The sequence below is a fragment of the Comamonas fluminis genome, assembly GCF_019186805.1.
Classification (GTDB): domain Bacteria; phylum Pseudomonadota; class Gammaproteobacteria; order Burkholderiales; family Burkholderiaceae_C; genus Comamonas; species Comamonas fluminis.
The window spans coordinates 2,741,041-2,754,442 of the sequence record NZ_CP066783.1; the positions used below are offsets into that span (position 1 = coordinate 2,741,041).

13 protein-coding genes are annotated in these 13,402 nt (G+C 61.5%); 5 read left to right on the plus strand and 8 right to left on the minus strand.

All coding sequences use genetic code 11. From position 1 onward, the window contains the following. Positions 1-24 precede the first annotated feature (24 nt). A complete protein-coding gene (locus JDW18_RS12915) occupies positions 25-795 on the plus strand; it encodes a sulfurtransferase (RefSeq protein ID WP_218239849.1) in 771 nt (256 codons plus the stop codon). Between the two features lie 111 nt (positions 796-906). Here the strand turns inward: JDW18_RS12915 and JDW18_RS12920 are convergent, their stop codons facing one another. The 3 genes from JDW18_RS12920 to JDW18_RS12930 form a co-directional block, all read right to left on the minus strand. Then, on the minus strand, positions 907-1,458 hold the full coding sequence (locus tag JDW18_RS12920) for a flavodoxin family protein (protein WP_218239850.1): 552 nt from the start codon (positions 1,456-1,458) through the stop codon (positions 907-909). 160 nt (positions 1,459-1,618) lie between these two features. After that, positions 1,619-2,026, minus strand: a complete 408-nt coding sequence (locus JDW18_RS12925) for a DoxX family protein (RefSeq protein WP_218239851.1) — start codon at positions 2,024-2,026, stop codon at positions 1,619-1,621. A gap of 47 nt (positions 2,027-2,073) precedes the next feature. Continuing rightward, positions 2,074-2,775, minus strand: coding sequence for a pirin family protein (locus JDW18_RS12930; RefSeq protein WP_218239852.1), 702 nt, complete (start codon positions 2,773-2,775; stop codon positions 2,074-2,076). A gap of 127 nt (positions 2,776-2,902) precedes the next feature. Here JDW18_RS12930 and JDW18_RS12935 point away from each other — a divergent pair, with 127 nt between their 5' ends. From JDW18_RS12935 to gluQRS, 3 genes are all read left to right on the plus strand, one after another. Continuing rightward, positions 2,903-3,841, plus strand: coding sequence for a LysR family transcriptional regulator (locus JDW18_RS12935; RefSeq protein WP_218239853.1), 939 nt, complete (start codon positions 2,903-2,905; stop codon positions 3,839-3,841). Between the two features lie 133 nt (positions 3,842-3,974). Further along, entirely contained in the window at positions 3,975-5,081 is a 1,107-nt protein-coding gene (locus tag JDW18_RS12940) for an NAD(P)/FAD-dependent oxidoreductase (protein ID WP_218239854.1), read from the plus strand. Positions 5,082-5,198: 117 nt separating this feature from the next. Next, on the plus strand, positions 5,199-6,236 hold the full coding sequence (gluQRS, locus tag JDW18_RS12945) for a tRNA glutamyl-Q(34) synthetase GluQRS (protein WP_246609893.1): 1,038 nt from the start codon (positions 5,199-5,201) through the stop codon (positions 6,234-6,236). Here the strand turns inward: gluQRS and JDW18_RS12950 are convergent. Genes JDW18_RS12950 through JDW18_RS12960 form a run of 3 tightly spaced genes read right to left on the minus strand, consistent with a single transcriptional unit; the run spans position 6,229 to position 9,488 of the window. Beyond that, positions 6,229-7,449 carry a ferritin-like domain-containing protein gene (locus tag JDW18_RS12950; RefSeq protein ID WP_218239856.1) on the minus strand — a complete coding sequence of 407 codons (1,221 nt, stop codon included), beginning with the start codon at positions 7,447-7,449 and terminating at the stop codon, positions 6,229-6,231. The genes gluQRS and JDW18_RS12950 overlap by 8 nt on opposite strands. Further along, complete coding sequence (locus tag JDW18_RS12955) at positions 7,446-8,567, minus strand: acyl-CoA dehydrogenase family protein (protein WP_218239857.1); 1,122 nt, start codon at positions 8,565-8,567, stop codon at positions 7,446-7,448. The genes JDW18_RS12950 and JDW18_RS12955 overlap by 4 nt, the downstream gene beginning before the upstream one ends. Positions 8,568-8,621: 54 nt before the next feature. Continuing rightward, the gene (locus JDW18_RS12960) at positions 8,622-9,488 is read right to left on the minus strand and encodes a phosphate/phosphite/phosphonate ABC transporter substrate-binding protein (RefSeq protein ID WP_218239858.1); all 867 of its coding nucleotides are present in this window, start codon (positions 9,486-9,488) and stop codon (positions 8,622-8,624) included. A 678-nt stretch (positions 9,489-10,166) separates the two neighbouring features. Here JDW18_RS12960 and trmB point away from each other — a divergent pair. Continuing rightward, a complete protein-coding gene (trmB, locus tag JDW18_RS12965; protein WP_425514734.1) occupies positions 10,167-10,958 on the plus strand; it encodes a tRNA (guanosine(46)-N7)-methyltransferase TrmB in 792 nt (263 codons plus the stop codon). Positions 10,959-11,036: 78 nt separating this feature from the next. Here trmB and JDW18_RS12970 read toward each other — a convergent pair whose 3' ends face one another. Beyond that, positions 11,037-12,293 (minus strand): sensor domain-containing diguanylate cyclase, encoded by a 1,257-nt coding sequence (locus tag JDW18_RS12970; protein WP_218239860.1) that lies wholly within the window; start codon positions 12,291-12,293, stop codon positions 11,037-11,039. Positions 12,294-12,298: 5 nt separating this feature from the next. Beyond that, complete coding sequence (locus tag JDW18_RS12975; RefSeq protein WP_246609895.1) at positions 12,299-13,321, minus strand: ABC transporter substrate-binding protein; 1,023 nt, start codon at positions 13,319-13,321, stop codon at positions 12,299-12,301. Positions 13,322-13,402: the final 81 nt, after the last annotated feature.

Sequence of the window (13,402 nt, forward strand, 5' to 3'; positions counted from 1 at the left end):
AGTGGTCGCCGCCCGGATATCGACGTGGCCGACATACTCAACATCTCCTGCTACAAATTCACGCCCCTGCCCGACGCCGATGAGCTGCGCGAAACCCTGCGGGCGCGCGCTCTGGAACTGGACCTCAAAGGCACAGTGCTGCTGGCCGAAGAAGGCATCAACTTCTTTCTGGCTGGCCCCGGCGAAGCCGTGCACCGCTTTATCGACCTGCTCAAGCAAGACCCGCGCTTTGCCGACCTGAACCCCAAGGAAAGCTGGTCCAGCCATGTGCCGTTTCGCAAGATGCTGGTCAAGGTCAAGCGTGAAATCATCCGCATGGACCACCCCTCCATTCGCCCCGCCAATGGCCGCGCACCCTCCGTCGCGCCAGCCACGCTGCGCCGCTGGCTGGAGCAAGGCCATGACGACGAGGGCCGTGAAGTCGTCACACTGGACACCCGCAACGACTACGAAGTGGACGAAGGCGCATTTGCCGGAACCATTGACTGGCGCCTGACCAAGTTCACCGAATTCCCGCCCGCCCTGCGCGAGCACAAGGCCGAGTTCGAAGGCAAAACCGTGGTCAGCTACTGCACCGGCGGCATACGCTGCGAAAAAGCCGCCATCCTGATGCGGGAAGAAGGCATTGAAAATGTCTACCAGCTTGAAGGCGGCATCCTCAAATACTTTGAGGAAACCGACGGCAAGTTCTATGACGGCGGCTGCTTCGTCTTCGACGGGCGTGACTCGCTGGGAACAGACCTGGAGCGCACACCGCTGGTGCACCCACGGCCTATCAAGAAGCATTTGCTGTAATTGCTCTTAAAAACAAAGCGCCTGGCGCTTTCTGCTCAAAGATTTCAGGCGTTTTTTAGCCCGAATTCAAGAGACAGAGAGCGCCAGGCGCTTCTATTTTCAGAGCCGTTATTAAGCGAGGCGCTTGGCAGTCTGAGCCACGCGCTCGCCAAACTGGCGTGCGGTTTCCAGGTCACCAGCAAACATCTCTGCAGCAGAAGAGTCCGAAGGCGACTGCGCCATGGCACCGCTGAAGCTGCCCATCCAGTTCACATCATTGCGCTGCGCAGCCTTGGTGTTCGAGGGCAGCAGGCCCAGACCCACCCACAGGCCACCGTGCTGCATGGCCAGGTGGTAGAAATAATCCAGCGTCACTTGCTTGTCGCCCTGAACACTGGCGCTGTTGGTGAAGCCTGCAAACAGCTTGTCTTTCCAGCTTTGAGAGAACCAGGCTTTGGAGGAGGCATCCGCAAATTTCTTGAACTGCCAGCTGGGTGCGCCCATGTAGGTAGGGGCACCGAAGATGATGGCATCGGCTGCGGCCAGTTGTTCCCAGCCGCCTTCAGGCACATTGCCGTCTGCATCAATGGCCAGCAACTGTGCGCCCGCGCCCTGGGCAACGGATTGGGCCATGCGCTGGGTGTGACCATAGCCGGAGTGATAGACAACAACGATATTGCTCATGATGGTTTTCCTGAAGGAGCCTGCGCAGACAGCTACTGCCGCTGTGCAGACAAAAAGCCCGCCGAATATTCGCCCGGCGGGCTGGGGTTAAGACTGCGCAAGCCTATCAAATTTATAGCAGCTTGCGCAGTTTGGCATGTGCCCTGGCCTGCTTCAGGCCTTAGTTCTTGCGGGCATCCACGCTCCAGGCGCCCACACCATGTGCGGCGTAGCCCAGCAGACCGCCAACTACGGCGATATTCTTCCAGAACAGCAGCTGCTGCACACCGGCGGCCTCTGCGGGCACACCCCAGAAGTTGTGGAAGAAGAAACTGGCCACCAGGGTGAAGAAGCCCAGGATCAGCGCAGCCCAGCGTGTCTGCCAGCCCAGCAAAATGGCCAGACCACCCACAATTTCAATGACCAGGCCAATCGCCACGGCCACCTGCGGCATGGGCATGCCAGCCCCGGCTGCGTAGCCCACGGTTCCGGCAAAGCCGGTGATTTTCTGAATGCCTGCTGGTAAAAACAGCAGCGCAATCAGTACGCGGCCCAGCAGATCCAGAGGATTTTTCAGTTGATTCAGCATTTTTTACTCCCTTGAGAAGATGAGTTTTCCGCTCGCTTTGTCGAAGCTCAAGGCTCCAGATCGAACACCAGCACTTCGGCGCCCTTGCCCTGGCTCAGATTGAGGCGCGCTTCATTTTCGATAAGCGCAGCATCACCGGCTGTCAGCTTTTGCCCATTCACATCAAGCTCGCCCTTGACCAGATGCACATAGGTCTTGCGACCTGCGGGCAGTGCCATTTCGGCAGCTTCATCGCCGTCAAACAGGCCGGCAAACAGGTGCGCATTGGCATTCATGGTCACCGAGCCCTGGGCACCGTCTGGCGAAGCCACCAGGCGCAGCTTGCCGCGCTTTTCAGCTTCGGGGAACGCCTTCTGGGCGTAGCCAGGCTCGATGCCGGTGCGTGCTGGCAGCAGCCAAATCTGCAGAAAGTGCGTGGTTTCGCCTTCGGCATGGTTGTGCTCGCTGTGCACCACGCCGGAGCCTGCGCTCATGCGCTGCACTTCGCCGGGCACAATCGTTTGCTCGTTGCCCATGCTGTCCTTGTGGGACAAGCCGCCCTCCATCACATAGCTGATGATTTCCATGTCACGGTGGCCGTGGGCGCCAAAGCCGGTGCCGGGGGCAATGCGGTCTTCATTGATCACGCGCAGATTGCCGAAGCCCATGTGGCGGGGGTCGTAATAGCCTGCAAAAGAAAAGCTGTGGAAGGACTTGAGCCAGCCGTGATCGGCATAGCCACGTTCCTGGGATTTGCGCAGAGTCATCATGGTGAGGTCCTTTGGTTCAAAGTTGTCTGTCTCGATGGGTCTACTGTAGAAGCTCCCCCCTCGAAGGTGGCTGAATGCCATTGATGGCATCATTCAAACTGTTTGAATATTCAAAGCCCTCCATCCCATGCCCAGCTCCCGCGACGTGCTTACCCCCGACAGCCTGGCCATGCTGCAGGCCATTGCCGAAACTGGCAGCTTCGCCGCTGCGGCACGCTCTCTGGGTCTGGTGCCCAGCGCGCTGACCTATCGCGTGCGCCAGATTGAGGATGCGCTGGATGTGCTGCTGTTTGACCGCAGCTCGCGCCACGCGCAAGCAACTGAGGCCGGGCAGGCGCTGCTGCACGAAGGCGCGCGCCTGCTGCAGGAAATTGATGCCGTAGCCCACCGCGTCAAACGTGTGGCGACTGGGTGGGAGCCTCAGCTGACCATCGTGGTCGATGGCGCGATTGCCCGCACCCCGATATTCGAACTGATTGAAGCCTTCTACGCACTCAAGCCGCCTACCGCGCTAAAGATCAAGGACGGCATTCTGAGCGGCACGCTGGAGGCGCTGACCAGCGGACAGGCAGATCTGGCCATTGGCATTGCCGTCAACGCCAGCAATGCCGCCGAGCTGCAGACCCGCGAAATTGGCGAGATGGATTTCATCTTTGCCGTGGCACCCCACCACCCGCTGGCCAAGGTCGAAGAACCGATTTCCGACGAAGTGCTGCTGCAGCACCGCCTGATTGCGGTGGCGGACTCGGGCGTGCGCAGCAACATCAGCTTTGGCCTGGTCAGCGGACAGGATGTGCTGACGGTGGACAGCATGCAGGCCAAGGTCGAGGCCCAGATTCGCGGCATTGGCGGCGGCTTTTTGCCCCGTGGCATGGTGCAGGCGCACCTGGATGCAGGCGTTCTGGTCACCCGCCAGGTGCAGCGCGCCGGCCGAAATCTGCGCCTGCACTATGGCTGGCCTGGCCCGGCTCACCGCACGCCAGGCCGGGCGCTGCAATGGTGGCTGGAGCAGCTGGAGAGCCCTGCCACACGCCACGCCCTCATGGAAAACCATCACCGTCAATAACGCTGTGCAGCGCTCCGTCGTCACACGCCGGGTGTAGAGTGATCTGCACAAGAACGGCTTGTCAGCAAATGATGCTTGCTCTCTTTTAGATAGCTGCTACGCTGCGAATCAACGGTGTTGAAAAAGGCTTTTCATGAATGCTTCCCGTGCACGAGTGACTCCGGCAAGCGCCAAGGCTGGCGCTTCTTCCCCCTCCCGTATTGCCGTCATTGGCGCAGGCATTGCAGGCATTGCCTGCGCCCGCACGCTGATGCAGGCTGGCCATGATGTCCATGTCTATGAGCGTCTGACTCAGGCTGGCGGCCGCATGCGATCGGTCAACGGCCCTTACGGCAGCTTTGATATTGGCGCGCAATATTTCACAGTGCGTGACCCGCGCTTTCAGCAGGCGCTGGATACCGTACCCCAGAGCCTGCGGAGCTGGAGCCTCAACAGCATCCAGACCCGCAACGCCCAGGGCCGCAAGACGAGTGACCCCAGCACTCAGCGCGAAACCCACTGGGTGGGCATGCCTGATATGCAGGCCCTGCCACTGGCGTGGGCTGCACCGCTGTGGGAATCGGGCCGCCTGCACCTGGGCCAGTCCGTGCGGGCCATCAATCACCATATCGTTGGTGGCAGCAGCCACAACAGCCATCAGTGGACGCTGATGCTGGACACCGAAGACCATGGCGCCCAGACGGCCAGCGGCTTTGATACCGTCATCCTGGCCCTGCCAGCGCCACTGGCCCTGCAGTTGCTGCAGACAGCCCCTCAGGGCATGGAACTGGCCAAGACACTGTCGTCCGTTGAAATGGCGCCCTGCTGGGCCATGACGCTTTCCTACCCCATGGCGGCGCAGGCGGGCCTGACCACGCTGGGCCCGCAGTGGAATGCCGCACGCACCACCCATGACCGCATTGCCTGGGTGGCCCGCGAGTCCTCCAAACCCGGCCGCGCCCAGACCGAGCGCTGGACAGTGCATGCCAACCCGCTGTGGTCCAACGAGCACCGCAACGACGACCCCACCCGCGTGCTGCCCAAGCTGCAAAAAGCCTTTGGCGAAATCACCGGCATCCGCGTGGCGCCACGCCATGCCAGCGTTTACCTCTGGCAGCATGCACAGACACTGGCGCCGCTCGGCCAGCCCTTCGTGCATGAGCGCTCTTCGGGTCTGGGCCTGTGCGGTGACTGGTGCATTGGTCGCCGGGTAGAAGACGCTTTTGTCTCGGGCCTGGAAATGGCTCTGGCGATTGCCTGAGGCTGAAGCCAGGGCCTGACCTGCACACCGGCCCCAGGCCCGGCACCCAGTAGGCCAGCGGGCCAGCGGGCCAGGTTCTGCCACTTTGCCAGCCAGCGGCGTAAGATGGCGGCCCTCATGACACAGGCCACAGCCGTCCCCCTCTTGCCCGCATCTTGCAGCGCCCGCTATGTCGGGCGCTTTGCCCCTTCCCCTACCGGCCCGCTGCACGCAGGCTCGCTGGTCGCAGCCCTGGCCAGTTGGCTCGATGCCCGTGCCCATGGCGGGCAGTGGCTGGTGCGCATCGAAGATATCGATCCGCCGCGCTGCCAGAATGGTGCCGACCAGGAAATCCTGCGCCAGCTTGCTGCCTGCGGTCTGCACTCGGATGCCCCCGTGGTCTGGCAATCTCAGCGCCACGCGCTGTATGAGGCCGCCTTGCAGCAGCTGCAAAGCCAGCATCTGTGCTACCCCTGCGGCTGCACGCGCAAGGACATCGAAGCCGCCTGGCAGGCCCAGGGGCTGGTGCACGAGCGCCATGTAGAACGCCCCTACCCCGGCACCTGCCGTGAAGGCCTGCATGGAAAACCTGCCCGCGCCTGGCGCTTCGCACTGCAGCAGCAGGTCGAAGATTTACAAAGAAATTGCGCTCAAGCCCCTACCATTCATGTGCAAGCAGCTATTCAAAACATAGCAATTAGCGACAGCCTGCTGGAGTGCGCCACGCCTGTGCTGCACTGGCAGGACAGAATGCTGGGCGCGCAGCAACAGGATTTACTGGCCAGCGTGGGCGACTTTGTGCTGCGCCGCGCTGATGGCCTCTGGGCCTATCAGCTAGCGGTGGTGGTCGATGACGCTGCGCAAGGCATTAGCTATGTGGTGCGCGGAGAAGACCTGGCCGACAACACGCCGCGCCAGATCCTGCTGCAGCAGGCGCTGGGCCTGAGCCAGCCGCACTATCTGCACACGCCGCTGGTGCGCATGGATAGCGGGGAAAAGCTCTCCAAACAGCATGGTGCGCCAGCTATCAACACCAGCACTGCGGCCAGCAGCTTTAAGGCCTTGCAGCAAGCCGCGCAGTTTCTGGGTCTGGGCGAAGCGCAGAGCCTGACGCAGGAAGCGGCACTGGCCCAATGGACAGTCCAATGGGCGCAGCGCCTGCAGGCCACTACATGAAGTTGCGCGTGTGCAGCGACGCCAGCTTCTCAGCATGGGCTTTGTCAAAGCCCAGCCGCACCAGTTTGGTGTAACGGCCATCGGCCATATCCTGCATCAGTTGCTGCACGCGCTGCGTGCCACGCGCCAGTGCAGCGGGACTCAGCTCGCCTGCCGCCACCAGAATCAGCGAATCAAACACCTCTTCGTTCAAACCCGAAGTACCCGCCAGCGCATCGTGGCGGGACTCCACCGCCTGCGCCAGCCGGTGCCTGAAATCAGGCTCCTGCTTCAAGCGATAGAGCAAGTGGGACATGCCCAGCGCCACATGCCGCGCCTCGTCGCGCGCTGCCAGCCGGCAGATCTGGCGCGTCAAGGGGTCGGGGGCATCGGTCTGCAGAAACTGCAGCAGGTTCACAAACGAGCCTTCACCCAGCACGGACAGCAAAAAGCCGGCGACGGAAAAATCCTTTTCCTCCAGCAAGCTCTGCAGCGAAGCCTGACCGCCCGCCGTTGACAGCGCAGGCTCGCGCCCATGGCGCCGAATGCGGCGCGTAAACACATCGATATGCCTGGCCTCGTCCGCCACCTGAATGGCCAGCGCGGCCTGCAGCTCGCGGTAATGCGGATGCAGCTCGCCCAGAAAGCGTGCCGGCACCACCAGCGCGGCGTTCTCGTTCTCGACCATATAGGTCATGATCTGCACGATGGCGTCTTCTATGGGTGCAGGCGGCTCTGGCGCGTCATTCCAGTCGATGTCCTTCTCGGCGCTCCACTGCGCTGCCGCCGCCTGGGCGTACAGATCACCGGCGTTATCGCTCCAGAAATCGGCTTTTTCATTAAGCCGAAACGCAAATGCAGGCGCCCCCTGCTCCACCGAAGCGCCACGCGCAGCCAGCCCCCAGAAGGGCTCGGCGCGCTCTGCAACCGCACCATTGGCACTGGCATCGCTATGGCCCGTCTGGGCTGCACCACGCCAGCGCCCCATGTGTGCATCGCCTTTGCGCACCTGCAACTGGGGCAGCTCCGTCCAGCCTGCCGGCATCTGCAGCTCATGGCCCTGAGCACGGCACCATGCGGCCAGCTGCGCATGCCAGCCGGGTGCCTGCCCCTGTACCTGAACCAAGCCGCCTGCGGGCACACCTGCCAGCGCATGCTTGACCAGCAGATGCGCACCCGCGTCAAAGCCCAGTTGCTGCAGATCCACCAGCGGCAAAGTCACTGGCTCGTTCATGCCAGTGGCATGCCGCACAGCGCACGCCCGATGAAGTCGTACAGCACATCCGAAGTGGGGCCCATCACGGATGCTGCACGCGAATCACGGAACAGGCGCTCCACCCCCAGGTCCTTGCGGAAAGCCGCGCCACCGCAGATGCGCATGGCAGCATCCGTCACTTCCAGCGCCGCCTCACCCGCGCTGGCCTTGACTTCCAGCACACGCAGCATGGCATCGGGACGGCCCGCAGCCAGTGCCGCCAGGGTGTCATCGCGCAGGCAGCGTGCCTGGTCTGCACGGATGCGTGCACGCGCAAGATAGGCGCGGATGGTGGGCAGATCGGCCAGACCGGAGCTGTTCTCAGCAAACTGGGTGGCGGTAATGTGCTGGGTGGCGCGCTCCAGCACGCCGTCCATCAGCCCAAGGGATGCGGTTCCAATCAAGGTGCAGAACACGGGCAGTTCATCACCATTCATGATGTCGCCACCTGCGCCATCCGCACCCAGACGGGCAGTCAGTGGCACCCGAACCTTCTCGGCCTTGACGGGTGCCGACGCATTGCCGCGCAGGCCCATGCCATCGAAAGCCTGAGGTGCAGAAAGGCCGGGCAGCTTGCTGTCCACCAGCCACAGCGTGGATGGGCCCTCAGCCGCCACCGGGCGCGACGACCAGACGTAAGAGTCTGCCTGCTGCGCCGACGTGACCATGCTCTTGCGGGCATCCAGCAGCACATGCTCAGCCCCATCGGCCACTGCCGTGCTGACCGGTGCCCAGAAGTGGCTGCGAGAGCCTGCTTCAGACCAGGCCAGCGTGGTGACATGGCGCCCCGCTGCAATCGCGCGGCGAACGTCTTCCTGCCCGTATTTTTCGATGAGCACCGTGCCCGCATAGTGCATGGTGAGGACCATGGCTGTAGAAGGACAGTCGCGTGCAATGCGCTCAACCACCTGCACAGCCTCGGCCAGCCCCAGGCCCAGCCCCCCGATGTCTTTGCTGCTGACCAGCCCCAGCAGGCCGGCTGCACCCAGCGCATCCAGCGCCTGGCGGGGGTAGCGTGCTTCACGGTCGGTATCGGCAGCCTGCGGTGCAATCGTGCGCGTAACGATGTTTTCCAGCAATTCAAGGTAATTGGACATGGTGACAGTTCTGTTGAAGGGGTTGGATTGGAAAGTTGCGCGTTTCGGCAGTCATCAATACTGATAGCCCTGCACCGTGATGCGGCCTGCGGCGTCATAGAACTGCTCGTCCGTGACTGCGCGCTCCAGCAGTGCATAGCCGGTGGTGCGGCCCGGGTGCCAGACCTTGAGCCCTTCCAGCTCCAGCAGCGGGCGCACATGGGCGTCATCCCAGGACATGCCCAGCAGCAGGTCACGGAAACGATCCGAGTCTTGCTGCGTAATGCTGGGCCCGGCGGTCATATTGCAGTGGTCATACAGGCCCGTGGTGGCCAGCACCCTCGTCTTGCCCACCGGCAGCGTGCCCTCTGCGGCAAAGGCCTGGTAGTTCTGCGCAATCATCCAGGAGGCAGCCACCTCGCCCCCCAGCATGGCCACCGCCGCATCACGCTCGCCACCAATATGGTCGCCATGCTTGCCGCCCAGCACATCAAAGCGGTGCGCCGTGTAGTCCTTGCCGGCTACCAGACCTGCCTGGCGCAGATGATCGAGCGGAATCAAGGTGGCCTGCGGCGAATCAATCGCCCCGAAGCCCACGGTCTTGCCGCGCAGATCGCTCAGGCTCTGAATAGCACTATCGGCAGGTACGACCAGCACCGATTGCAGGTCCAGATCGGTATCGCGCATGGCGATGGAAGCAACCTTCTGGCCTGCCGCATGGGCCATGCGTTCGGCACGCACATAGGCCAGCGGGGAGTTCCATGCCAGTTGAACCTCACCCGACATCAACGCTTCGGTCAGGGTTTCGTAGTTGGAATACAGCACGTAGTCAAAATACATGCCGCGCTGGGTGAAATAGGCTTTGAAGCCTTCCCAGATCGTCACGACCTTGGGGGCGTAGGCCACTGCGCCAAGCTTGAGAACCTGGTAGGGAGCTGTCATGGTTTACCTTTCACGTTGTAGCGAGTTGGAGATAGAGAAGATCAAAGATGTACATACCCAGGCAGATTCGATGCATGAGTCATCAAATGCAGGCAACTGCGGTGTGCGAGATGTGTTGCGGCAGCGCCTTCAGTCAGTGAGGTATCGGTCACTGCCTGCATGCCCCAAGTTCAGTGAAGCAAAGACGTGACAGCATCGCCGGGCAGCAAGCCGGGCTGCAAAGGCGCTGCACACGAAACTGAATAGATCACCAGATGATGGGGAAAGCTGGAAGGCGAAAGCGCCTGAAGATGGGAGCAGCCGCCGACAGACGCAGTCGGCGGATAAGAAGCAGGATCAAAAACGCACCCAAAGTCCATGGAATCTCCAATCGGTGGCGCAGATCAATCCATGAGGGCGGAGACTTTCCGGCGGCTAATGGGCACGGAGCCCTGGCATCTGGTGGCGCTGCTGCCACTGGCCCGGCTTGTCTCCTGACGCACACAGACCTGTGATCGCGGCAGATATACATTGATTGAAAATCATTATAGACAGCGCTTTGTGCATGCTGGCTTTTCCCTGTCTTGTCTTGCAGCAGCGGGAAAAATCTACAATAGCGGCTTTTCATGCGGCCCTGCCCCGTCTTTCGTGGCAACTGCCCGCCGCCCACGCAGCGCCATGGCCTGCCCGGCCCCAACAATGACCATGCAAGAATCTTCCACGCCACAGGCGAACCCCTCCGCCAGCGAGGCTTCCCAGCCCATCATCACCAACGCGGCAGATGCCGGCAGTGCTCCCGGCCATGCGCCCGAGGGTGTTGCCTACCCCAAGACCATCCGCTCCTATGTGCGTCGCGCAGGCCGCACGACCACGGGTCAGGCCAAGGCATTCGAAGAGTTTGGTGACAAATATGTGCTCGAATACACCGGCAAGCCGCTCAATGCCGCTGCCGCCTATGGCCGCGAAGGCAAGCTGATTCTGGAAATCGGCTTTGGCATGGGAGAAGCCACTGCGCATATCGCCCGCGTGCGCCCTGATGACAACTTCCTGTGCTGCGAAGTGCACGAACCCGGCGTGGGTGCGCTGCTCAAGCGCATTGGTGAGCAGGACATCAAGAACATCCGCATCTTCCAGCACGATGCCGTGGAAGTCATTGACAACATGCTGCCCGAAGCCTCGATTGACGGCGTGCACATCTTCTTTCCCGACCCCTGGCACAAGAAAAAGCACAACAAGCGCCGCCTGATTCAGAGCCCGCTGATCGCCAAGCTGGCAGCACGCATCAAGCCCGGTGGCTATATCCACTGCGCCACCGACTGGGAGCCCTATGCCGTGCAGATTCTGGAAGTGCTCAGTGCCGAGCCTAGCCTGCAGAACACAGCCGAGAACTACGCCGAAAAGCCCGAGTACCGCCCGCTGACCAAGTTTGAAAACCGTGGTATTCGCCTGGGTCATGGCGTGTGGGATCTGGTGTTCCAGCGCAAGGCCTGATCCTTACCGGATTTCACAATAGCTAAAAAGCGCTGGCAGCCTGATCGCAGGCTCCAGCGCTTTTTTCATGACTCAAAATCAGAGCGCCGAAACACGTGCGCAATTGCGCCCTGCGGCCTTGGCTTCATAGAGCGCTGCATCGGCTCTGCTCAGCAGCTCGTCCATCGTTTCATTGCCGTGCAGCTGGGCAATGCCAAAGCTGGCAGTCACCGACAGATGCAGCCCGTCCACATCGATGGACTGATCGCGAATGACCCGCCCCAGCCTCTGCGCCAGCTGGCTGGCCTGCGCCACGCCGGACTCTGGCAGCACCACCAGAAACTCTTCACCGCCATAGCGGGCCAGCCAGTCCACCTGCGTGCGCAGCTCGCGCTGGCAGCGCCAGGCAACTTCCCGCAGCACGGCATCGCCTGTGGCATGGCCATGTTCGTCGTTGACGCGCTTGAAGCGGTCCAGGTCCAGGAACACAACACTCAAGGGACGACTATAGCGCTGGCTGCGCTCTACCTCAGCCAGCAGGCGCTCGTCCAGCGCACGGCGGTTCAGGCAGCCCGTCAGTGCGTCCGTCAGCGACAGACGCTTGACCTCGTCCACCATCTGCTGCAACTGGGAAGTGCGCTCTGCCACCAGCAAATCCAGATGTGCAATATGGCTTTGCAGATCGCTTTGCAGTTGCATGAAGCCCTTGGCTACCAGGTCAATTTCATCAACATAGTCCCGGCCCGGGCGGTTCAACACCAGCGTTTGCGGCAATCCGTTCGGTTTGAGGTTTCTGGCAAAAATGGCGATTTGCCGCAGCGGCTCCTGCAATTGCCTGCGCATCACCAGCATGACCGCCACGCAGACCATGACCGTGAACAGCACATAGCCCAGCACCATGCCCAAAATCGCGTTGCGCATTTGCTCTGCGTAATAGCTGCTGCTTTTCCAGACCTCCAGGGTGCCCAGGGGAATCTTCGCCTCACCCAGCACACCCACCGGGGCGGGAATCTCCATCTTGAGCGTCGCTTCCCGGCCTTCGGGTGCCGACAGGCCTTCCTCGAACAGCTCACCAGAAATGGCCGCCTGCACACGGACATAGCCCACTTGCGGCAAGCGACTCAGGCCATGAACCTGCTGGCGCAGCACCTGAGGATCGATATCCCACAGCGCATGCGACAAGGGCAGCAGGCTGGCATTGGCATGCTGCTCCATGATGGTCTTGAAGCTGCTCTTGCCCGACTCATACTCCCAGATGCCCAGCAGCCCCACAAACAGGCTCATGCCCACAATCGCCAGCAGCACGATGCGAGAGATCAGATGAGATGCAATGGAGCGGAAACGGATCTCTTGCATGGCTTTCAGCGCAGCAGCTTGTTGATTTCAAAGCCATAGGTCTTCAGCCTTGGGTTCAGGGCCTTGCTGTAATGGCGAAAATTCAGCGGGCTCTGCGCTGCACTGAACCGCTTTTCAAACCGGTCTATGACAGGTGGATCAAACAGGATGAACATGGGCTGTGTCAGCTCCAGCCCTTCGGAGGCGAAGTCCACGCCATGCGCGTAATCGTAGAGCATGACCAAGGCCCAGGCCCCAGCCATGAAGTGGCCTCCGGCCAGTGCAGACAGCTCCCCCGTGCGCATTGCAGTCAGCGCCGCCGCCGAGGTATTGATGGCGCTGAAAAAACCATCCCGCCCCGGCACACCGCCTTTGGCACGCCAGGCATCCATGGCGCCAAAAGCCATCTCATCATTACCGGCCCAGACCGTGCGTGCCGCGGGATAGCGCTGCATCAGCACCCGCATTTGCTCAGCGGCACGCTCACGGCTCCACTCGCCATACACCTCCTGCAGCACCACCGCGTCCTTTGATTCAGCCACAGCCCTTCGCATACCTGCGTTACGCGCTATGGAACTAGGAGTAGAACGATCCCCTGCTATGGCCAGCAACTGCAGCTTATCGTCCGTCATGGCGACACTGGATGCTTTGGCCGCATCAATCAGTGCTCTGGCCGTCAGATAACCGGCATCTTCTGCACGGGGCTCCAGGCTGCCCAGCCAGTACTTGTACTTCTCTCTGGGGCTACCAAGTGAGCTGCGCGCAGCATCATGCAAGCCACTGAAGGCCATGAAGTTGTCGATCTGTGCGGCTTCCAGCGTTCGCAGCACTTCGGGCGCAATTCCGCTTTCGTTGGCAAACACCACAAAGCGCGGCCGGGCGCTCTTCGGGCGCGCAGCCACTTCACGCGCGATGGTGATCGCCTGCAGCGGGTTTCTCTCTGCATAGCGAACCTCCAGCTGCATTTTCAGGCTGCCCGCCGCCACTTCCATGGCTTCGGCAGCTGTTCGCCAATAGGTCTCGTTGCTGCGGCCTGGATTGATAAACACCACGCTTTGCGCCCGGCAGCACTGAGGCAGCAAAATAGCCAGCGCCAACAGCAAAGCTGCCCATCCTTGCTGGATAAGGCC